Raw genomic sequence first — 20,630 nt, forward strand, 5'->3', positions numbered from 1 at the left:
CGATCAGAGGATCCGCGGTTCCAGGGGGATCTCAAGCTGGCCACTCTCGGTGTCGCGTCCGCTGCGATGGTCGAGGAAGCGGAGAATTGGTGTGACGGTGATCCCGTGCATGACGATGGACACCAGCACGGCGAGGCCAACCGTGGCCCAGAGCAGGTCAGGCGCCTCAAACGGCGCATGACCGAAGGCGTAGGCAAGGTAGTACACCGTCCCGAGCCCGCGGATGCCGAAGAAGGCGATCACCGCCTTCTCGTCGGTAGGCAGGCCCGATCCGGCCAAGCCGATCCACCCCGATAGCGGGCGAACGACGAGCAGGGCCAACGCCACGAATGCTGCAGCAGGCCACGTCAGCCCGGCGAGCAGGCCGCCGCCGGTAAGCGCGAAACCGAACCCGACGAGCAGGACCATCATCAGGAGGCGTTCGAGTTCCTCGGCGTAGTCGTGCATCTTGCGATGATAGTCGTGCCCACGGCTGGAGGAGCGCAGCGCCAGGGCCGCAGCGAACACCCCGACGAAACCGTATCCATCCACGGCCTGGACGATGCCGTAGGCGAGGCAGGTGACGCCAAGCGCCACGAACCCGTCGCCGGTGCGCGACAGCTTCGAGACGTTGGGCAGGTGGAAGGTCAGCCAGCCAAGACCCCGACCGACAAGGGCCCCTAGGATCGCCCCGACGGCGACCTTCCAGAGGACGTCGATGGCAATCCAATGCGAGAGGGACAGTCCGGCGACGCCGCCGCCGGTCAACGCGATGGCAAGGTTGACGAAGGGGAAGGCGAGGCCATCGTTGAGGCCAGCTTCGGACGTGAGGGCGAAGCGCATCTCGTCCTCCTTGCCTTCCGAGGGATGTCCGACTTGGACGTCGGAGGCAAGCACCGGGTCTGTTGGAGCGAGCGATGCAGCGAGCAGCAAGGCGGATGCAATCCCAAGCCCGAGGAGCGCGAAGGCGAGCGCGGCCAGGGTGATGATGGTGAGTGGCATCGCAAGGCCGAGGAGCCGCCATGTCGTTGCCCAGCGCTCCCAGCCGATTAGTCGATCGATCTTGAGACCGGCGCCCATCAGGGAAATGACGACTACCGCCTCGGTGGCGTGCTCGACCAGCTTGAGGTGCTCACCCGGATGTGGCGCCAGCCCAGAGAGGGACGGAACGACCGACAAGGCAGCACCGACACCGACGCAGCAGATAGGCAGCGAGAGCGGTAGCGCTCGCAGCACCATCGGCAGCCACGCCGTCAGCAGGACCAGGGCACCGAACCCGGCGACGACGAGGACGTAGGTTTCCATTGAATGGCGAACCCGTCCCAACAGTCTCTGTTCCTGCCCCTCGGTTCCTACGAGGCCGGTACCATCGACAGATCTACCCGAGCAGATGGTGGGTTTATGACGGCGCCAGCCTTCGTTCCATCAAAAGCCGAAGACGAATGGCCAAGCTGGTGTTAGCGATGGCCATGAGCGGTGAACCTACGACCCTGATCCTGGCGCTCGCGACAGAGAACGCCGAGCTACGAGCCCAGCTCGCTGAGGCGCAAGAACTCCTGGTCGAGACCGCGGTCGATGCCGGGGAGATGCACGCTCGGCTTGAGGAGGTGCAGGCGGAGTTGGCCAAGGCGCAAGCCGAGCTCGATGCGTGGCGAACTGAAGCTGAGCAACGACCGGACCTCATGCTGCGAAGTGGCTGATGATCTGATACACGCCAGGCCTCTCCACGCTTGCGCGCCGACGGTGGTCGCGAACGCCGACAGGTAGCTCGGTACAGAGAGCACGTGATGACAGACCGGTGCGGGCCAGTTCCCTGCACCGCGTCCGTGAAGCCTCGGGTCGGGTGATTGCGTGAAGGTTGGTGCTGCGGGGAACAGGAACTGCCGACGCCGGCTTATGGCCTGTCCTTTACCATCCTACTGTAGCCGGTGCGGATCGGCGTTTGCCCTAATCCAGCGTGGCGATAGGATGTCGCCGTCCTCGGTGATGATCCAGGGCTGTACGTCGTCGGCCTGGATGCTTTCGGCTGCAGCTACGAGAGCTTCGCGTAGGCTCGAAAACTCGCGCGCTTGGGCGGTACGAGCCGGTCCGTTGGACGGCCAGACGGTCAGTTCCGCTCGCTTGTCGAGATCGGCGAGTACCATGCATGTGCTCCATGCGTCGCAGGAGCGGAGATGCCTAACGCTGCATGGTGATGGCTATGTGGCGGTCTGGTTACTGAACCGTATCGCAGGCTTCAGGCCGCTGCGATGATGGATGACGCACGTACGAGCGAGGTGCACATTCGCTGATGCCCGCTCCCACGGGAGCGGAAGCGGGCTTCTTAAAATCGCTACTCAGCTGCCTCGGCGTCGGCGTCGTCGGCATCGAGGATGCCGTCGAGGTCGCCCACGAGCGCGTCGAGCTGCTCAGACGTCGAGCGGATCTTGAACCGCGTCCCGTCCTCAGCCTCAACCGCGATCTCGACGTGGTCGCCGACCTTGGCCGCCAGCGCCTGCTTCAGGATGTACGTCGTCACGTCTGCCTTGTCGGCCATGCCAGCTCCTTCACATTCGCCGCGGGCAACGCCGCACCACACGCTTCGTCGGTGCGGCAGAACCTCGCGCCGAAGTCGGCTTCTCCAGAGATATCCGGTTCCTCCACAGACCGAGAAATATCTCAGGGACCCGATCGTGAAGGGATGCGTTGGCCGGCGAGTCGACGACCATTCGCGGTCGGTTTGAGGAATGCAGCCATGATCGACATCACGAAGATCCAGGAACACATGCCGGTCTCCGGTTCCGATGGCGGCCACGTCGGCACGGTCGATCATCTCGATGGGCAGCGCATCAAGCTAACCCGCACTGACCCGGACGCGGAGGGCGTGCATCACTTCATCCACGTCGACTCGATCGACGCTGTCGAGAACGGTGAGGTGCGCTTGAACAGGACCACTGCGGAAGCCAAGGACGAGTGGGGCACAGCGGAGTAGGCCTAGAGAACGCTATGCGGGAGGGGGGATGCCCTCTCCCGATCTCACAAGTTGTCCGACCCCCCTGCCTGATTTAGGCTATGCCTATCCGCCCTGATTGGCTCGGGATGGTAACGCCCTTCCCAATCAGCAGCTGACCCCTAACCTGCCTACTCCCTACGTTACTCCGTATCAGCAGCTGACTAGTCCGGGAGAACCGGGAACGCGTTCAAGTTGCGCCAGACATTGCGAATAGCCGGCTCGATCCAACGCAGTATAAGGTACCTATCCAGGTCGGCGCCGACACTCGGGCCCAATTTGTCGAACGTCACACCTGCCTGCGCTTCTTCAAAACCTGCGTCGCTGTGGAGATCCACCACGGTCTTCCGAAGGTAGGCCTGCAGCGCTTCGTCTTTCGATTTTCGGTACTGCATCAGCAGCAGGAACAGCCCGATACGAGCGATGTCGTCCCGCCGCGGGGCATTCCTGCCTCGGCGCTTGGTGTTGGAGGCTGCCTGCGAGGCACCATGACGCTCGTTGCGCTGGATCTCGTACTTCGACAGGGGCGCGGGCGTGACGGCGGCGGTGTCAGTGGTGGTCGCGAGCGGCATCGGTACGGCTCCGGTTGGTGGAGCCCCTACGATCTAGCCGCGGCATGAAAGTCGAAATGGCTTGAACGGTCAGCGGTCGAAAATAATTTGCGTCAGCCGCTGATCGGATTGGGTTGCGCCTTGCTCTGTCAGCCCGTGTGCGCACGACGTCGGGCCGACGTCGTGTCGTGAGAGCACGAGGGGACGTGCGAGCCAACATAGGTAGGAGGCGGCCCTGCCGTGGGGGAAGGCAGGACCGCTGCAGCAGATCGGGCGACCTTCTAGACGCGGATGCGGCGGCGTCCACGATGGATCAAACAGGTTTCTGAAGGATGAGCGACGACACGACGGCTCTGGTTTTGGCGCTCGCGACTGAAAATGCCGAATTGCGTGCAGAGCTAGCCGAGGCTCGGGAACTCCTGATTGAAGCCGCCGTCGATGCAAGCGAGATGCATGCCGAGGTCGAGGCCCTTCGCATGCAGATCGCAAATCTCTTGATCGATAGAGTTGGATCAACAACTCAAGCTTGACGGTTTGGACCGTCCGCGCTCGACCCTGCTCGGATGATCGGCCCGGCGCAGATGAACTGGAACCTGCTGCAGTGATTGGTGCAGAGGAATGCGTGTCATCATCGTCATCGCCGCCTCCGCTGGTGGCCTCGGTCCGCTTGTGCAGATCGTAGCCGCTCTACCGCCCACCTGCCGCGCCTCCGTGTTCGTCGTCCAGCACATCGGGGCGAACCAGAGCATCCTCCCCAGCATCCTCGCTTGGCACGGCAGTCTTCCAGTAGCCTTCGCCCGGCATGGCGAGGTGATCGAGCCCGGCCGGATCTACGTCGCGCCGCCCGACCATCACATGCGGCTGCGTGCCGGCGGGATCTGGCTGGATCAGCGGGTCAAGGAGCATTTCACGCGACCTGCCGCCGATCCCTTGTTCATCTCAGCCGCCGAAACCTACGGCGCGCGTGTCGTTGGGATCGTGCTCAGCGGAGCAAACACCGATGGGGCCGCAGGCATTCTCGCGATCACCGCGCACGGTGGCCTGGGCTTGGTGCAGAGCCTGGACGAGGCCGAGTTTCCTGAGATGCCCCTCGCGGCGCTGAAGCTCGATCACCCTGAGGCTCCCCTCACCGCCGATCGGCTCGCGAAGTGGGTCGTCGAGCACTGTGCTTCAAACGATTGAAGGTGCCAGGGAGGTGAGCGAACGCTTCTCGTCAAACCCGAACGCTCTGAAAGAGTGCCATCCGTCAGGTTTTTACCGCTATGGTTGAACCCGGAGCCCACCCGTCCTGGATAGCCACCGAGTGCCGATCCGTACCGAGCACTGCTTCTTCTACCCGATCGACTGGCGCGAACTATCGGCCATGGTCCGGTTCCGGCGCGCTGGCAGCGCCTGCGAGGCCTGCGGTCGCCCGCACGGGCGTGTCGTCTACCATCTCGGCGACGGACGTTGGTGGGACGCTCAGATCCGCGCCTGGCGCGACGGGAAGGGCAAGAGCCTCACTTAGCCGCCGACGCTCGCGGACCTAACAGGCGAGCTGCGGACCACGCGGGTGGTATTGGCTACCGCCCATCAGGACCACGACACTGCCAACAACGCCGATGCGAACCTGTCCGCGTTCTGCCAGCACTGAAGTGCCAGACATCATCGTCCCCTACGCCTACCCGCCGCGGGGCCTCGATTTCGCTGTCAAAGTGCCCCGCGCACCAGACTGGCCGCGGGGCGAGGTTGGTTCGGGAGGAGACGCACAGCGGGTAGGCTCAGATCACAACCCGCGAGCGATCGAAACGACCTGAGCAAAGCCGCCACGACAGTCCTAAGATGCCAATGCCTCAAAGGCGTGCCTTATAATTTGATGATATTATCTCCGAATGCGTCAACAATTATATTTTATCATGGAGACTCTCTATCTAATTTGCTCTTTTGATAATCTTAGAAGCGACAACCTATGCGACGCTATGCCGTCGTAGTTTCCCCTTGGCAACTTCGGCAACGCCCGCGCTGGCGGCATTTCCCCGATCGGCTGGCGCGGGCGTCAACTGCTGGAGAGGGCGCGATGGCTTACAGTGTCAGGGTACAGCAGATTGGGTCGGCAGGTACGCCCAGCGGGAAAGCTTTGATCTACGAAGCTGACAGCGAAATGGAGGCTGTCACAATCGCCGCTTATGAAGTGGAAGCGCACAGGTCCAGCAGGCGGCGTATTGCAATGGTGTGGGACCCCGCTGGACACCTAATGCTCGCCTACACAGGTCGCGCGAGGGGTAGGTCTGATGCAGACCGAGGCTGAGCGGCGGGCCCAAGCCGATCACGATCGCGCCGCCAAGATCATGATCGGCACCTTGTTCGCTCTACAGATCATGATGCTCGGCGTTCTGCTTTGGTTATGAGGGGCGGGACGTCTCGCGCACGCTCATCTGGGGCTAAAATTGCTCCCAAGACCCGCTCGGCGACGTGTATTTCTACAACCGCCGCCGACCTCGTTCTTCGTCGGCTACCGCCTCCACCGCGGCGATGGCGTTCTCAAGCTCCACAATCTGCTTCAACGTGCTGTCGGCGGGCATCGTGTCGTACTGAGCGGCTTCCATGATGAGGTCGCGCTGGCGGTACTTGAGGCGGTCCAGAAGGGCGTCGAGTTTATCCATGGAGCGGTGTAGCGAGGCATGCCTTTCACGACAACATCGAGCCGGTGACCTTCGGGCGGAGGGATGGATGCGCAAGCTGGGTAGGAGCAGTTCGAAATCGGCGGGGGTGACTCGGCCTTAGTTGGCGCGCACCTGCGTGGCATGACGCGAGCATGTCAAATGCTACGAAACGCGACCATGTGATCTCGGTGTTCCCGAGCGAGCAACAACCGGGCTCATATCGGTGGAGCATTACGGCTCTGTCCACCACATCGGTAACCCAGTCACCCTACGCCTTCGCGACAGCGTTAGGAGCCACGATGTCAGCCGAATGCTGGTTGCACGTGATCGTGGAGAGGGGCAGCGAATGACCTTTCGTCGCTGATCATTGGAGGAGCGGATGGACCAAGATCTGGCATGAGCCAGCCCTCCCACGTGGCCCAACGACATGTCGGGTATCAGACCGTTTTCCCGACTCGCACAGCTGCATGCAGCAAGGTCCGAGAAGGGTGGCTACCAGACCTTGGTCTCCGATCTGGAAGCGGACGTTCTACATCCGACCCAAGTTGAGCGTTGGATGTACTCCGTCAGTTTGGGGAAGGGGACCTGTCCGACCCTTAGGCCGAAGCGCTGTCCGGGCTGATTGAGGCGCGGCAACTGTCCGAAATTGAACGATCTGTCGAACAGGCCAAGAACCACACAAGAAGCCCCAGGAGCCGCGTTGGCTCGGCCGCCGACGGAACAGCCGGATAAACTAATAAGTATAATCAAATCTATGATTGTCTCACGAGTTAAAATCTTTCATCCAACTTGCAACTTCATTTACCGGTAGAGGGCGAGCAAAAAGGTAGCCCTGCACCTCGGCACAGGCTGTCGATTGGAGCTGGCTGAGTACAGCTTGCGTCTCGACGCCCTCGGCTACAACGCGATGGCCAAGATGCTTCGCCATCGAGATCATCATGGTGACCAGTGAGAATTGGCGTGGATCGGTATCGATGTCACTCATAAAAGAGCGATCGATTTTTACGACATGGACCGGCAGCCGCTGTAGATAGGACAAACTACTATACCCGGTGCCGAAGTCGTCGATCGCTAAACGAATACCGGCAGCAGCCAGCTCATTAAGCTGGCTCAGGGCTTGCTCTGCATCGTTCATTACTGCCGTTTCGGTGATCTCAAGCTCAAGGAACTCGGGTGGTACTCGATGGCGCGCCAGAACCTGCCTGACGCGGGCCGCAAAATCGGCTTCGTGCAAGTTGGTAGAAGAGATGTTGACCGAGATGATCAGCTCCAAGCCCATCTCTCGCCACTGCGCCAGCTGTGAGACAGCAGTCTCCAGCACCCAGGCTGTTGTTGGTGTTGCCAGGGCCATGCGCTCGATCAGAGGAATGAACTCACCTGGAGCGATCGACCCGAGCGTCGGATGCGTCCACCTCATCAAAGCTTCGGCGCCCACACAACGTCCGGAGGCGAGATCCACGCGAGGCTGGTAGGCGAGAGAAAACTCTGAGGGCTTCTGCAACGCTGCCTCGAAATCCCGCAACAGCATGAAGCTTCGTTGGAAGGCGTTGTCCGAAGTGTTTGAATGGATTTGAAAGAGCTTGCCTGTCGCACGAGCGTCCTGAGCTGCTCCCTGGGCAATCCTCAAAATGTCGCTCGGGGGTAGCTCTCCCAAGATAAAGGGAGCGATCCCTAGCGCGACGGTGCCAATCATATCCGGCCCGCCTAGCTTTTGGAGCTTATAAGTTTGCGTGCTCAAAAGATTGACGTAGGCAAATTCGTCCATATTTTCAGGTGCTAATGCCGCTAGCTGTGTACTTCCGATATGATATGCTTTTCGCTGTGGCCCAATCAGGGACCGAAAATTGCGTGCTGATGCCTTGATAAGATCATCGATAACGGTCGAGCCCATAACGCGTACAGCATGGTTCATCTGCTCAACGGAGATTAAATCAACAACAATCACGAGATTCTGCGCTTTTGCTGTATCGTTACGAGCCAGATCGCTAAGGTCGTCGAAAAACTGTGTTCGGTTCGGAAGTTCACTGATCGGATCAATGCGCCCGAAGGCATGCTGCAACTCGATCTGCGACATCACCATAGCGGCGAGATCGTGAAGGGCCGCTAGCTCAGAGGGCTCTGCCTGTCGCGGGGATGTTCCGAGCACACACATGGCGCCAAGACCGAAACCGTCGCGCGTCAAGAGCGGAACTCCAGCATAGAAGCGTATTCCAGCTCTTGCCAAGACGCTGTCGTGATAACAGGGATCTGTGAGAAAGTCCTCGATCACCAATAGGTCACGACTCTCGGCCACTTCAGCACATGGTGCCTTCTCACGTGGGATCGAGCTGTGTTCTACGCCGACCCGCGACTTGAACCATTGTCTGTCGCTATCGGTGAGAGAGATAGCTGCGATTGGCAGGTCGAAAATCTGGCTTGCCATTCGTGTGATACGATCGAAGTTCTCCCCCGGTGACGTGTCAAGGAGGTCTAGTCTGTGAAGCGCGTCTAGACGGTTGCTTTCTTCAGCCAACACCATCGGTTGGTACTCCCAACTAAACCGATAAATTGATCACGCCTTGAAACCACCTGGTATGCGGTGGCTGAAGACAGATTTCTCTGCAAATTATAGATAGATCAAATTTCTATAAATTTACAGAGTACTGACAAGAAAGCTTTTTTAGCATCAAACAAGTTGATTTTACATTAATATCAAATGATGCACAATGATTAATATGGTCATATGATAGTTTTGGCGGCGCAGATTTAGCTATTAGGCTGAGATGGCGGGAAATGGAGAGCTATAAGACTGGTTTTATGCGACAAAAATGCCCAAGGCCCGCAAGGCATTCCCTAACTGATCGTTACTTGCCGAAGCGTCCTCGTAGCGCCCTGCGATGTTTGCAATCGGGCGACCAATTCGGCGGATCACCTCACGCTCGAATGAGATAAAGCCCTCAATCTCGCCGCGCACATTGCGAATGGGACGGCAATCAATCTCGGCGCGATATCGTGTTCCATCACCTCTGTAGTTCGTCAGGTAGCCGTGGAAGCGCTCTCCCATTTTCAAGGCATGGTGGAAGATATCGAGCGTCGCCCTGCGCGTCTCTCGACCTTGCATGAAGCGTGGGCTCAGACCAACAATCTCGTCTGGATCGCGTCCGACCAGCTTCCCAAAGGCTGGGTTAACGTAGGTGATGATCGGCCCAGGCGGCTCAAGAGCGGCCTCCGTAATGACGATACCAACAGGAAGATCCCGACCAAAGGCACGGATTAATTCGACGATTGTCATATTGGTTGGGCGATCACCTTTTTGTAAGCCGTAGCTCGCTATCGTCCAATCGTAGAGCTGACAAAGACGTTCCCCAGGGGTTGTTAGAATTACGAAAGGCCGGGGATAACCGCGGCTACCGTGTAAATCATCGGATCTCCATCAGGCGGGGAAAACGTGATTCAATCAAGACATATGTCCTAGACCCTTCTGTGTCGGCAATCCGACCGTTTTCCCGACGGGCAGTATGAGCCGCTGGTTGGCAAGCTCAAACCACTCTATTTCTGTCGGAAAACTATGACCGCTTTTCTATTGCGGATAAAACGCTCTTGGACCACTATCCCGACATGCTCGTCGGATATGCCCGCGTCTCCACCCTCGATCAGAACCTCGACCTGCAGCGTGATGCGCTGAAAGGCGCCGGTTGCGAGAAGCTGTTCGAGGAGAAGAAGTCCGGCAAGGCTGGGACCAAGCGTCCGGAGTTCGAGGCGGCGCTCGCCTACCTGCGACCCACCGACGTGCTTGTGGTGTGGAAGCTCGATCGGCTCGGCCGGTCGCTCGTCGAGATGATGCGCACCATCGACAGCCTGCGACTGAAGGAGATCCACTTCCGGTCGCTGACCGAGCAGTTCGACAGCGATACCGCCCACGGGCGCTTCGCCTTGCAGATGCACGGCGCCATGGCTGAGTACTTCCTCGACCTCAACCGCGAGCGCACGATGGAAGGGCTTAAGGCGGCGCTGGCCCGCGGCCGGAAGGGCGGACGCCCGAAGAAGCTGACCGAGGCCGACATCGAGGTCGGCCGCGCCCTCCTCCAGACCGGCACCATCTCGATTGCGGCGATCGCCAAGCGCCTCGGGATCAGCCGGGATACGTTCTACAGCTACTTTCCTCAGGCCCGCGCCCGAAGTCAGGCTGCTGCCGTAGCCGGGAAGGGCTGACGTCGATGCCGATCCGGCGCGAGCATCGCTACTTCTATCCAATCGACTGGCCGCAGCTGTCAGCGACGGTTCGCTTCCAACGCGCGGGTGGGGCCTGTGAGACCTGCGGCCGGCCGCATGGGCGGACGGTCTACTGCCTCGGCGATGGACGATGGTGGGATGCCGCAGTCGGCGCTTGGCGCGACGGGCAGGGACGGACGCTCCGAGCTCTGCCGACGATCGAGGATCTCGGCGCTATCCGCACGACCCGGGTGGTGCTGGCCACTGCCCATCGGGATCACGACACGGCCAACAACGCCGACGCGAACCTCGCGGCCTTCTGCCAGCGCTGCCACGTGAACCATGACCGGCCGGAGCATCAGCGCCGCCGTTGGCGGACGCTTTTCCGGCGCAGAGCCATGGGCGACCTGTTTCGAGGGCACTACTCGCCCCCGTGATCTCTCAGACAGTTCATCGATCTTCCGTGGCCGTCCAGCGCTTCGACGCTTAGGCTACAGTTCGTGGGCTGGCTCCGGCGCAGTCTTAAGCTTACGCCGGACGAGCACACCGGATCATGGTCAATCCCTCGGGCCCGAATGCGCCGACACCAGGGCCACTCGATCGTGTCATCGAGCGCCAGCACTACGAGATCACGTGGGATAAAAGCCCACATCCTGAGCCTGACGGGTATGTGTGGGATAAAGGCTCACGTCCTGCCAATCGAAGGCTGATGAGAGGCCAGAGAAGGATGCAGCCTCCGGCATGAGTAAACACAGGACAGTGCTAGGCGCGCAGTGCGCGTTCACGAAATGTCGTTCCCGCGCCCTGCCCATGAACCTCTCTTGTTCTTGTCTGTGGAACGGCTTGGTGAGGTAGTCGTCGGCACCGAAGCCGAGGCCCTTCACCTTGTCCTCGATGCTGGCCATGCCCGACAGGATCAGGATCGGCGTCTTGACCTTGGCGACGCGGAGCTTCCTGAGCACGTCATAGCCAGACATGTCGGGCAGGTTCAGGTCGAGCAGGATAATGTCGTAATCGTAGAGCTTGCCGAGATCGATCCCCTCCTCACCGAGATCGGTGACGAAGGGATTGAACCCGGCCGTCTTGAGCATCAGCTCGATGCTCTGCGCTACAGACGCATCGTCCTCGATTAGCAGAACCCGCATCGTCCAACCCCGAAAAATCTAAGAAACCCCTAATGCGGTATCCCTAACAAAAGCTTGACGCTCGATTTGGCAAATCGTTATGCAGAGCGATAGGTTTTCCAAGGGTAATAGTATGACTGATGGTGCGATGCTCGTTTCAGGGCGCGATGAGTTCGAAATGACGACCGACCTTGTCGCCGCCTACGTCTCCAACAACCGAGTGTCGTTGAGTGAGCTGCCGGGTGTGATCGCCTCCGTGCACGCGGCGTTGTCCAGCCTGGGCAAGGAAGAAACAGCCGAGCCCTCCCTTGAGAAGCCGACCCCCGCCCAGATCCGCAAGTCGATCACCCCCGACGGTATGGTCAGCTTCGAGGATGGCAAGACCTACAAGACGATGAAGCGCCACCTCACGCTTCGCGGGCTCACACCGGATAGTTACCGTGCGAAGTACGGCCTGCCCTCTGACTACCCCATCGTATCGGCCGCTTACTCTGCCAAGCGGTCCGAGCTGGCGCGTTCACTTGGCCTCGGCCAGTTGCGGCGCAAGGTGGCTTCCAAGGCTGCTGATACCGTAGAAACGATCTCCGAGGCACCCAAGACTCGCTTCGGGAAGGCCAACGGCCGGAAGAAAGCTGCCGAGACGGCCTGACACCGCTGAGTGGGCCCGTTCCGGCACATCTTGGCACTCGTGCCGGTGACGTGCCTCTTACCCTGCCATAGCTATCCTACGGCAGGGCCGAGCTGCGTATTGACTCCGCTAGTGAGATCTGGGGTTCCCCCGCCCCGTGAGCGGATTAGGGCGGGGCCGAACCGTCGTAGGGGTTAAGCCAGATCGTTCTGCTCTTCGGGATCTTCCTGCAGGCGCTCCGCCGGATCGACCGTTTCCCTCGTGTGGCTCCCCTCGATCTTCGGGGTGGGAGTTTTCACCTCTGCGGTTTGGGTGCCGTCGGCCTTTGGCTCGTTCTTGTCGAGCATAGGCATTCCCCCATGTCGCGGACCTATCTATGCGGCGCCCGGGAAGAGCTGGGCAATGAGGCTCCCCCAATGCGGGGGGCTCAACCGCCCTGTAAGCTCTCAGCCAAGTCGTCCGACATCTCGCCAAACTGCCTGAGGCTCGTTGCGCTCTCCAGCTGTCGGTCTCATCGTCAGCGACGATCTTCAGCGCCGCGGCGCCAGGCATCAGGCCGGCCATAGTCTCGATCCCGCTGTGTAACTACAGCCAAGGCAACGATCTCTTAACCATGTCCTGCCAGGTTGCCCTAAGCGACCGGCTGATAGTCGAGCGCCGGCAGAGCAGCACCGCCCAGGGGGGTACGGTGCGGCCTCGCCGGCGCCGTCGCGAACCACTCAGCGCCGAGCCGAATTACCTTTGCTCTTGTCCTGAGCGAAGAGCCCAGCATGGTCAGTGATCGAGAAAGCCCGGGGGCAGGTGAAGGCGTAGTGTGGCGGTCGTCCTACCGGGGCGTCCTATCTCTCGATAATGACCGATCGAGCATCGTCACTATCGACGCCCCCAACGATGGGGACGCGCTTGCACTTATGACTTGGATCGCTGAGGGCCGCGCGTTTGAGCTTTGGAACGGCCGCGCATGGATCGGCCAGTCCCCCCTACGGTAGCTCTCCGACCTCATGCGAACCGCGCTTCAATCCGCTGCACCTGCACAAGGCTCCAGGTGCCGCTTTACCTAGACAGTGCGATAGACCGGTCTAGTTTCCACTTGAATGTGATCGAGCAGCACTAGTAAGTGCTCGGGGGGCATGGGACGGTCAGCCATGACGATAGCAGATCCCGCGCCATGTGAAGTGAAGGTTGCCGGGCAGTGGCTTGCGGTCAGCCTTGCGGACGCACACGGGAAATACGCCATGGCCGTCAAGCGCTGCCTGGCTTGCCACGAGCCTGTGACTGTTACTGGAAACTAAACTGCCACCTTCGCGCTAACTCTGACACATCGTCGGACGCATGTCGGTTGCCCTCTCGCGAAGACATACTGCGGGACACCGCCCTACACCCGCTCGCAGTCAGCTAGCCTTCGGGCAATTGCTACTGCGCACCGTCCACGACGACCAGGCGGACGCCCACGGCATGGCCGGACCACTTCTCGATACCGTCCGGCCGGGCCACGTTGAAGGTGCCCATTCCGGAGCTGGAGAGCAGAGGCTATCGTTAAATGCGGACCGGATCAGGCTCCTGGAGAAGTTTGTAAGGCATAGCGGATTGACAGGCATGGGTCGCCGATGGCCTCGGCATCGTCGCGATAGGGGTTCTTTGCATCACCGGCCCGGAACTGACGGTGACCGAGTGGGTGGTGCGACACATGGACTGCCGGAGCTGTGTCACGGACTTCTCCCGAACAGGCCGAGGGCACGATCCCCCAGCTGCACGCGCCCGTAAAGTTGTAAATACTACGTGGTTGCAGGAGAATGCGGTCGTTAAGTGAAATCCTCATCAAATGACAATTTGAAATGTTGAATTTCGGATATAGTCGTTCCGGTAAAATTCTACCGAGGCGAGATGCAGCAGGTGCTAACCCGGAAGCTGGAAGGCTTCGAGGACCTATCGTATGACGATCGTCGGGCTTTGGATGGCCTGGCGCCACGTATCCGGCAGGTCGGTGCACGGGTCGATTTGGTCCGAGAAGGCGACGAGCCCGAGAACGTCCATCTGATCCTTGATGGCATCGCTTGCCGCTACAAGGTGCTTCCGAACGGCAAGCGCCAGATCATGGCACTGCTGGTTCCAGGAGATTTCTGCGATCTAAACGTGTTCATCCTCGATCAGATGGACCACAACAGTGCTACGATCTCCACTTGCCATGTGGTCGACATTCCGCGTCGGGCAATCGAGGAGATTACCCAGGCCCATACGCAGATCACGCGGGCCTTCTGGTGGTGCGGTCTTGTCGATGAGGCGGTGCTGCGCGAGTGGCTGGTTAACCTTGGTGGCCGTGCCCCGGAGCAGCGTATAGCTCACCTCCTCTGCGAACTGTTGGTTCGGCTCGATGCGGTGGGAAAAGTCACAAACGACAGCTACCCCTTTCCGTTTACGCAGGTGGAGCTTGCGGATGCGATGGGCTTGTCCGCCGTTCACGTGCACCGTACGCTTCGAGAGCTTCGTGATCTCGGCCTGATCACGATCAAACGGCGGGTTCTGACGATCCATGATGTCGAGGAGCTCAAGTCGTTTTGTGGGTTCAACCCAAACTACCTCCACCTCAAGAACACTCGTTGGGGCGCAAGCCGGAGCGAGACGTGGCTGAACCAGCTACGGGAAAGTTAGTCATGGATGCGCGCGACAACGTCGAGACGTTGCTCGTGCTGCAACCGATTATGGTGGATACGGGTAGCCCGGATCGGGAAGGACGTCTCGTCCTGGCCAACGGCCTGCTGATTGCAGTGCTGGTGCGTCTCGATACCCCAGAGTACGAGGTCGGTAACGGCTGGTTCGTGGAGGCGGCTTTCGGACGACTTTTCGGGATCTCAGCGCCGATCTTCGACACGCTGGAGGAGGCCACGCGATGGCTGCGCCAGCACCGAAAGGCGTGACTGAAACAGGATCGGTGCTGCAAAGTTCGCCCAATGGCCGGACAGGCGAAGTAGCACAGACGAACCTCGTCAAACACCATACCGTGATGGCCGAACTGTCGCGGGATCGATCGCCTACAGCGCCTGTTGTCAGACGCTCCAGGATTTTCCTGCCGCATCTCCATCGTCTGGAATTACAGTGATTAAAATTTTGCTCGCCGCTGCTGTTGCGGCCGTGCTCTCTACGCCTGCCTTCGCTCAGTATCATGATGTACCCGCAAACACGGGTGGGGTCGGCCCGCGTGGCGTGCCTAGTGTCGTGACCCGCCAACCAGGTTCGACCGGCGAAGAGGGTGCTGCTACTTACTCACCAACTGGGCGTGCCGAGGATGGAATTTCGGGCGACTCGGCGGCTTCCGGCAACGAGGGGCAGCCTTCACGCCTAGGCTCGACCGGTAGCGGTGGCGGAAGGTAGCATCTTCGCCACTATCAGTCTGCCGTAACCCTTCAGCCCGCCCGGCTCGCCGCGGCGGGTTTTGCATGCCGCCAGCTGGGCAAGCTGCTGATCTAAATAATCAATTAGATAGGATCTAGCATCCTAAGCTATGAGACATTCATACCAAGCGGGCCGAGCGTTCGTCCCATAAATGTCACGGTGAAGATTTGTAGCTTTGTACCGCCCATTTGCGACAATCTCGTCAATTGGTTAGAAGTCCGCCAGACAAATCATATTTTTCGATCCCTTATGATTTGTTTATTGCACCCATAAGGTCGCACGTCTGGACCTCTCGGTCACGATGCTTGTTCTGTTTCTACGTCCATCATATTTGGGCGAGCGAGGTTTACGAGTGTCAGAATATACCTCTGGTCAGGACAGTCGTCAGGGCAACCGTGGCAGGCCAGCCCTCTATGTCTTGATCGTAAGCGTCGGATTGATGCTCACTTCCTTGGCTGGGCTGATGATTTGGCAGGGAGCGAATTCTCCTGCCGATTACGCCAGCCAGAGCCAAGCCGCGTCTCGTAAGCAGATTACCGGGTCCGAAAGCGGCAGATTGGATGTCACGTCATCTGCGAACAGCAGTGGTGTCCCTGGCGGCAATCCAGCCTATCCGCAGCCAGCCGTACGCAGGGCCAACCCATGAAATCGGCCAAGACGACGACTGCGGATGTGGCCGAAATCGCGGTGCTCGCGCGCGCCAAGCGCAACTTCCAAAACAACGGTTTGGGAGATCGAATGTGGGGTGCCCCCGGCGCTGCAAATGAGCCTCCGCTCAGCGAAGCTTTTCTTCTGAGCGACGATCAACGTGCTGACTTAATCGCAGCCGCACGAGCGGAGATCGAGGCCGAGAATGGCTCTTCACTTCATGAAGACGCAAGCGCCTCTTTATCGAAGGCAAAGCCATGAGTTTCGGTATCAGCGCGTTGTACGGGAGCCGCGACGATGTGCAGTCGGCGAAAGGCACGTTAATCGCATCTGGCATCCCCGAGGGCGTGATCCGTCTTGTCGTTTGCCCTGCCATACCTCCGGTCGGCTGCAGCGAGCAATTGCATGGCACATGGCAGTCTCCCAGGCATTACGGGCTGGGCGTTTGTGGTCACCTGTGACTGCGTAGCGTGTCAGGATACGTTGAACGCTCAGGCGGCGTGAGATTGTTGGGTATCGTCTGACAGCAAGGCATCGGGTAGCCAGACGTGCGGAAGGCTGGCTACGGCCGGCTTAGCGAAGAGGTATCCCTGGAACAGCCGGATGCCAGTCGAATAAAGGCTTGTTAGTTCGGCCTCCGTCTCAATACCTTCAGCAATCACTGCCACGTCTAGCTGACGTGCCATCGCAACCACGCCCGCGACGATGCTCTGACGTGCGAGGGAGATCTCGATGCCCCGAATTAACTCCATATCGAGCTTGATGAAGTCGGGTTGAAAGCTTGCCAATAAATTGAGGCCGGCATACCCAGCACCGAAGTCGTCGAGCGCTGTAGTAAAGCCGTGCTTACGATACTCGGTGATGATCCGCTGGACGTGGGCAACGTCCGTCATGCGCTCGTTCTCTGTGAACTCGAACATGATCTGACGGCGAGCGAAGCCGACGCGATGGGCGGCGTCGAGGGTCGCACGAATGCAGGCTGCAGGCTCATACACGGCGTTCGGCATAAAGTTGATTGACAGCCGCGTTTCCTGATCAGGGAACAAGGAGGCGGCAAGTTCGATAGCCTTGACGCGGCAGGCTTGATCGAACTTGTACCGGTTACTCTCGTCCACCATGCCGAGGATCTGCCCCGCCCCCTGCCCCTCAGTTCCCCGAACCAAAGCTTCATAGCCCCAGACGGTATTCTGCCGGAGATCAAGGATGGGATGGAACGCCATCGTAAACTCGAAAGGCAGTGGCTTCCCGTCGCGGCATCCCTGGCATTTCATCGTAGTCATCACAGCCTCTCCACCTACACGTTCTGAAACTAGAGGCCTATAATGAAACCTAAGTAAATATGTTCAGCTTGATCAAATGATCAATTCATACGCCATGCGCCATAACGCTAATGCTCAGGAAAAGATTGTAATATGATGGCGTGCTTCTATTCATTCTCCCACGGGGGAGTCTAGAGGAACCCATTCCCCCAGTGCCCCTTGAACGCGTTCGCCCGGCGGATGTAGCCGACGACTGTGCGCGGATCGCGGTGCCCTGACTGACCATGATCCGGGCGAGGTCCGCACCGCGCTCGGCCACCGAGGTGATGTAGCCCGCCAGCAGCGAATGCGCCCCGAACGTCGAGGCATCGAGCCCAGCGGCGGTGGACTACCGCTTGATGATGTTGGCGACGGCCTGCGTGGTCAAGGACGGCTTCGGGCCGGAGCGCGTGGCGACGCTGCTCGACCTGATGGGCAGCGAGCTGCGCGACCGCTTCCGCACCGACGAGGACGACCGGGTCCAGGTCGCCCACGATGCGCACGCGCTGGTCTCGGCCGCCGGCATGCTCGGCTTCACCCGGCTGTCGCGCCTGTGCCGCGAGATCGAGGCCGCCGCCCACGGCGACGGCGACCTGCGCCCGCTCATCCACCGGCTCGAGATCCAGCGGGCCGAGGTGCTGGGCACGATCCACAAGCTCAAGGCGGCCTGACGCCCGTTTCCCTCCCCCTCACAGGTGGGGGAGGGACCGGCGACGGGCCCCTACGCCTCCGGCGCGGCCTCGTCGTCCTCGGGCTCCGGGTCGGCCGTCCAGGCGGTGGCGAAGGCGGCGAGGTGCTGCGCCTCCGCGAACGCCATCACGGTGACCTCGCGCTCGGCCGGCATGGCGCCGGGATAGGGGGCGAGCAGGATGGTCTTGCGCACGAGGCGGGCGCCGGGCGCGTTCTCGGCGATCCAGGCCTCGGCCTCGGGCACCAGCGCCTCGGCGGTAGCGAGCGCCCGCGAATCCGGGCGCAGCACGATCACGCGGGAGCCGAGGCCGGGGTCGGCGGCCTGGACCGCCTGGACGATGTCGATCACGCGGTCGCCTCGGGCAATTCGTTGATCTGCACCGCGGCCTGGGCGTCGGTGAACTTGGGGATGTCGCCGAAGATCTCGGGACCGTGCTCGGCCGCGGCCTTCGTGAAGGCGTCGGCCGATTCGAAGGTCAGAAGCGCCATCACCTGGAACGGGGCCGTCTTGCCGTCCGGCGTGCCGACGCCGCGCACGATCTTGGCCTCGTGCAGGCCCAGGGGCGACCAGCGCTCGCGCACCAGCGGCATGTGGTGGCCGAGATAGTAGTCCATGTCGAACCGGGGACCGGCCGGATACATCACGCTTACGAGGATCATGGCTGTCGAACACTCCCTGGCGGCGCGTCTGCCGCGCGCCGCCGGCACGGAACCACCGAATGCCTGCCAGCGCAATGGAGGCGCTCGCGACGCCTCTTTTCTATTCCCTCCGCAAGGGCCGAGGGTTTCACACGTTTCCTGAGCGGCCCGGATCGCCCACCCCGTCTTTCCAGGGCGCCGAAGGCGAACCCGGAATCCAGAGCCGCCGACGGCGCTAGAGCCTGCCATCTCGGCGGCTCTGGATCCCGGGCTCCGCTGCGCAGCCCCGGGATGACGGGGTTGAGGCGGGTCTCCGCCAGACCACACCCGGGGGTGGGGATACGGTATCCGCGAGGAGCGGGCCGCCCTGCACGCCGACCGGCGATGATCGCGATCAGTGCAGCTTCACCCGCGCCTCGGTGCGGCGGGTGAGCGCGCGGGCGGCAGCGTCGAGGGCGGTCTTCACTGTGCCGTGCAGGGCCTGCTCGTGCATCTTGTACAGCGAGCGGTACATCATCCGCGCGAACAGCCCGGCGATGAACATGTTCTTGCCGCGGATGAACCCCATCAGGCTGCCGACCGTCGAGTATTCGCCGAGCGAGACGAGCGAGCCGAAGTCGCGGTACTTGAACGGCTTCAGCGGCCGCCCGGCGATGCGGGCGGGGATCTGCTTGATCAGGTAGGTCGCCTGCTGGTGCGCCGCCTGGGCGCGGGGCGGCACCGGCCGGTCGGAGCCGGCCTCGACGAGGTAGGCGCAGTCGCCCACCGCGAAGATGTCGGGATCGTGGGTGGTCTGCAGCGTCGGCGTCACCACGAGCTGGTTGGTGCGGGTGGTCTCCAGGCCGCCGAGGCCCTGCAGGAACGGCGGCGCCTTCACGCCGGCCGCCCAGACCACGAGCTCGGACGGGATGAACGCGCCGTCGGCCAGCGCCACGCCGTCGGCGCGCACCTCCGTGACCCGCGCCTGGACGCGGACCTCGACGCCGATCTTGGCGAGCAGCGCCATCACCTCGGACGAGAGCCGCGGCGGCACCGCCGGCAGGATGCGGTCGGCCGCCTCGACCAGGGTGATCTTCAGGTCCTTGGCCGGATCGATCCGGTCCATGCCGGTGGAGACCACGTCGCGGACGGTCCGGTGCAGCTCGGCCGCGAGCTCGGTGCCGGTCGCGCCGGCGCCGATCACCGTGACGTGGAGCTGCCCCGGCCGCACCGGGCCGACCTGGGTGTGGGCGCGCAGCATCGCGTTCACCAGCCGCTGGTGGAAGCGCACCGCCTGGTCCTGAGTGTCGAGCGCGATGGCGTGCTCCTTCACCCCGGGCGTGCCGAAATCGTTGGTGGTGGAGCCCACCGCCATCACCAGGGTGTCGTAGCCGACCGAGCGCACCGGCGTGATCTCGCGGCCTTCCGCATCGTGGCTGGCGGCGAGCTGGATCGTGCGCGCCGTCCGGTCGAGCCCGGTCATCTCGCCGATGCGGTAGCGGAAATGGTGCTGGTGGGCGTGGTGCAGGTAGTCGACCGCGTGGTGGCCGACGTCGAGGCTGCCGGCGGCGACCTCGTGCAGCAGCGGCTTCCAGATGTGGGTGCGCGCCCGGTCGACCAGGGTGACGTGGACGTCCTTGCCGCGCCCGAGCTTGTCCCCGAGCTTGGTCGCCAGCTGAAGGCCCGCCGCGCCGCCGCCGACCACGACGATGCGGTGCAGGCCCTGTTCGTTCTCGCCCGGTACCATGCCTGTCTCGTTGCTCCTCGGTGCGGCCGTCGCCGCCTCATCGCCGGTGGTGCCCCCGTGCACAGGCACCACCCGTGCCGCCGTTCCGGGCGGGGCCATCTCGGAACGGTTCTAGACCATACCGGGATGGCCGTA

24 protein-coding genes and 2 pseudogenes are annotated in these 20,630 nt (G+C 61.3%); 13 read left to right on the forward strand and 13 right to left on the reverse strand.

The features are described from left to right. Window positions 1-3: 3 nt before the first annotated feature. On the reverse strand, window positions 4-1,284 hold the full coding sequence (locus MKK68_RS08280; protein WP_244029775.1) for a cation:proton antiporter: 1,281 nt from the start codon (window positions 1,282-1,284) through the stop codon (window positions 4-6). Window positions 1,285-1,421: 137 nt separating this feature from the next. Between MKK68_RS08280 and MKK68_RS08285 the strand changes: the two genes are divergently transcribed. After that, the gene (locus MKK68_RS08285; RefSeq protein WP_244029778.1) at window positions 1,422-1,679 is read left to right on the forward strand and encodes a hypothetical protein; all 258 of its coding nucleotides are present in this window, start codon (window positions 1,422-1,424) and stop codon (window positions 1,677-1,679) included. Between the two features lie 216 nt (window positions 1,680-1,895). On the opposite strand, the gene MKK68_RS08290 is transcribed toward MKK68_RS08285, so the two are convergent. Beyond that, window positions 1,896-2,123, reverse strand: a complete 228-nt coding sequence (locus tag MKK68_RS08290) for a hypothetical protein (RefSeq protein ID WP_244029779.1) — start codon at window positions 2,121-2,123, stop codon at window positions 1,896-1,898. A gap of 188 nt (window positions 2,124-2,311) precedes the next feature. Beyond that, on the reverse strand, window positions 2,312-2,515 hold the full coding sequence (locus tag MKK68_RS08295) for a hypothetical protein (protein WP_244029781.1): 204 nt from the start codon (window positions 2,513-2,515) through the stop codon (window positions 2,312-2,314). Window positions 2,516-2,713: 198 nt separating this feature from the next. Here MKK68_RS08295 and MKK68_RS08300 point away from each other — a divergent pair, with 198 nt between their 5' ends. Beyond that, window positions 2,714-2,950, forward strand: coding sequence for a DUF2171 domain-containing protein (locus tag MKK68_RS08300; protein ID WP_244029783.1), 237 nt, complete (start codon window positions 2,714-2,716; stop codon window positions 2,948-2,950). A gap of 182 nt (window positions 2,951-3,132) precedes the next feature. Here MKK68_RS08300 and MKK68_RS08305 read toward each other — a convergent pair whose 3' ends face one another. Further along, on the reverse strand, window positions 3,133-3,540 hold the full coding sequence (locus MKK68_RS08305) for a hypothetical protein (RefSeq protein ID WP_244029785.1): 408 nt from the start codon (window positions 3,538-3,540) through the stop codon (window positions 3,133-3,135). A gap of 311 nt (window positions 3,541-3,851) precedes the next feature. On the opposite strand from MKK68_RS08305, the gene MKK68_RS08310 reads away from it, so the two are divergent. From MKK68_RS08310 to MKK68_RS08320, 3 genes and pseudogenes are all read left to right on the forward strand, one after another. Further along, window positions 3,852-4,049: a hypothetical protein gene (locus MKK68_RS08310; protein WP_244029787.1), complete on the forward strand. Its 198-nt coding sequence runs from the start codon at window positions 3,852-3,854 to the stop codon at window positions 4,047-4,049. Between the two features lie 88 nt (window positions 4,050-4,137). Beyond that, entirely contained in the window at window positions 4,138-4,701 is a 564-nt protein-coding gene (locus MKK68_RS08315) for a chemotaxis protein CheB (protein ID WP_244029788.1), read from the forward strand. A 121-nt stretch (window positions 4,702-4,822) separates the two neighbouring features. Beyond that, window positions 4,823-5,152, forward strand: a pseudogene (locus MKK68_RS08320) (hypothetical protein). Between the two features lie 826 nt (window positions 5,153-5,978). Here MKK68_RS08320 and MKK68_RS08325 read toward each other — a convergent pair. From MKK68_RS08325 to MKK68_RS08335, 3 genes are all read right to left on the reverse strand, one after another. Next, the gene (locus tag MKK68_RS08325; protein WP_244029790.1) at window positions 5,979-6,161 is read right to left on the reverse strand and encodes a hypothetical protein; all 183 of its coding nucleotides are present in this window, start codon (window positions 6,159-6,161) and stop codon (window positions 5,979-5,981) included. Between the two features lie 763 nt (window positions 6,162-6,924). Then, entirely contained in the window at window positions 6,925-8,679 is a 1,755-nt protein-coding gene (locus MKK68_RS08330; protein WP_244029792.1) for a putative bifunctional diguanylate cyclase/phosphodiesterase, read from the reverse strand. Between the two features lie 276 nt (window positions 8,680-8,955). After that, on the reverse strand, window positions 8,956-9,432 hold the full coding sequence (locus MKK68_RS08335) for a PAS domain-containing protein (RefSeq protein WP_244029794.1): 477 nt from the start codon (window positions 9,430-9,432) through the stop codon (window positions 8,956-8,958). 326 nt (window positions 9,433-9,758) lie between these two features. Between MKK68_RS08335 and MKK68_RS08340 the strand changes: the two genes are divergently transcribed. After that, window positions 9,759-10,352 carry a recombinase family protein gene (locus tag MKK68_RS08340; RefSeq protein ID WP_244029923.1) on the forward strand — a complete coding sequence of 198 codons (594 nt, stop codon included), beginning with the start codon at window positions 9,759-9,761 and terminating at the stop codon, window positions 10,350-10,352. A 5-nt stretch (window positions 10,353-10,357) separates the two neighbouring features. Next, complete coding sequence (locus tag MKK68_RS08345; RefSeq protein ID WP_244029796.1) at window positions 10,358-10,789, forward strand: hypothetical protein; 432 nt, start codon at window positions 10,358-10,360, stop codon at window positions 10,787-10,789. A gap of 387 nt (window positions 10,790-11,176) precedes the next feature. Here the strand turns inward: MKK68_RS08345 and MKK68_RS08350 are convergent. After that, window positions 11,177-11,497 (reverse strand): annotated as a pseudogene (locus MKK68_RS08350) (response regulator); the annotation flags it as partial. 157 nt (window positions 11,498-11,654) lie between these two features. On the opposite strand from MKK68_RS08350, the gene MKK68_RS08355 reads away from it, so the two are divergent. Further along, window positions 11,655-12,125, forward strand: a complete 471-nt coding sequence (locus tag MKK68_RS08355; protein WP_244029798.1) for a MucR family transcriptional regulator — start codon at window positions 11,655-11,657, stop codon at window positions 12,123-12,125. Between the two features lie 173 nt (window positions 12,126-12,298). On the opposite strand, the gene MKK68_RS08360 is transcribed toward MKK68_RS08355, so the two are convergent. Beyond that, the gene (locus MKK68_RS08360) at window positions 12,299-12,451 is read right to left on the reverse strand and encodes a hypothetical protein (protein WP_244029800.1); all 153 of its coding nucleotides are present in this window, start codon (window positions 12,449-12,451) and stop codon (window positions 12,299-12,301) included. A gap of 1,537 nt (window positions 12,452-13,988) precedes the next feature. Here MKK68_RS08360 and MKK68_RS08365 point away from each other — a divergent pair. The 4 genes from MKK68_RS08365 to MKK68_RS08385 all read left to right on the forward strand — a co-directional run bounded on the left by MKK68_RS08365 (window position 13,989) and on the right by MKK68_RS08385 (window position 16,403). Further along, window positions 13,989-14,753, forward strand: coding sequence for a Crp/Fnr family transcriptional regulator (locus MKK68_RS08365; protein WP_244029802.1), 765 nt, complete (start codon window positions 13,989-13,991; stop codon window positions 14,751-14,753). A gap of 2 nt (window positions 14,754-14,755) precedes the next feature. Beyond that, window positions 14,756-15,019, forward strand: coding sequence for a hypothetical protein (locus MKK68_RS08370; protein ID WP_244029804.1), 264 nt, complete (start codon window positions 14,756-14,758; stop codon window positions 15,017-15,019). Beyond that, the gene (locus tag MKK68_RS08375; protein WP_244029806.1) at window positions 14,992-15,201 is read left to right on the forward strand and encodes a hypothetical protein; all 210 of its coding nucleotides are present in this window, start codon (window positions 14,992-14,994) and stop codon (window positions 15,199-15,201) included. Before MKK68_RS08370 ends, MKK68_RS08375 begins: the two co-directional genes overlap by 28 nt. 935 nt (window positions 15,202-16,136) lie before the next feature. Beyond that, entirely contained in the window at window positions 16,137-16,403 is a 267-nt protein-coding gene (locus MKK68_RS08385; protein WP_244029808.1) for a hypothetical protein, read from the forward strand. 230 nt (window positions 16,404-16,633) lie between these two features. On the opposite strand, the gene MKK68_RS08390 is transcribed toward MKK68_RS08385, so the two are convergent. Then, window positions 16,634-17,422 carry an EAL domain-containing protein gene (locus MKK68_RS08390; protein ID WP_244029810.1) on the reverse strand — a complete coding sequence of 263 codons (789 nt, stop codon included), beginning with the start codon at window positions 17,420-17,422 and terminating at the stop codon, window positions 16,634-16,636. Between the two features lie 377 nt (window positions 17,423-17,799). On the opposite strand from MKK68_RS08390, the gene MKK68_RS08395 reads away from it, so the two are divergent. Then, window positions 17,800-18,111, forward strand: coding sequence for an Hpt domain-containing protein (locus tag MKK68_RS08395; protein WP_244029812.1), 312 nt, complete (start codon window positions 17,800-17,802; stop codon window positions 18,109-18,111). A gap of 50 nt (window positions 18,112-18,161) precedes the next feature. Here the strand turns inward: MKK68_RS08395 and MKK68_RS08400 are convergent, their stop codons facing one another. The 3 genes from MKK68_RS08400 to MKK68_RS08410 form a co-directional block, all read right to left on the reverse strand. Further along, entirely contained in the window at window positions 18,162-18,479 is a 318-nt protein-coding gene (locus MKK68_RS08400) for a hypothetical protein (protein WP_244029814.1), read from the reverse strand. Then, the gene (locus tag MKK68_RS08405; protein ID WP_244029816.1) at window positions 18,476-18,790 is read right to left on the reverse strand and encodes an EthD family reductase; all 315 of its coding nucleotides are present in this window, start codon (window positions 18,788-18,790) and stop codon (window positions 18,476-18,478) included. The genes MKK68_RS08400 and MKK68_RS08405 overlap by 4 nt, the downstream gene beginning before the upstream one ends. 373 nt (window positions 18,791-19,163) lie before the next feature. Continuing rightward, on the reverse strand, window positions 19,164-20,495 hold the full coding sequence (locus MKK68_RS08410; RefSeq protein ID WP_147727658.1) for an NAD(P)/FAD-dependent oxidoreductase: 1,332 nt from the start codon (window positions 20,493-20,495) through the stop codon (window positions 19,164-19,166). Window positions 20,496-20,630 lie beyond the last annotated feature (135 nt).

The sequence above is a fragment of the Methylobacterium sp. E-016 genome (assembly GCF_022829745.1).
In the GTDB taxonomy this organism is placed as follows: Bacteria; Pseudomonadota; Alphaproteobacteria; order Rhizobiales; family Beijerinckiaceae; genus Methylobacterium.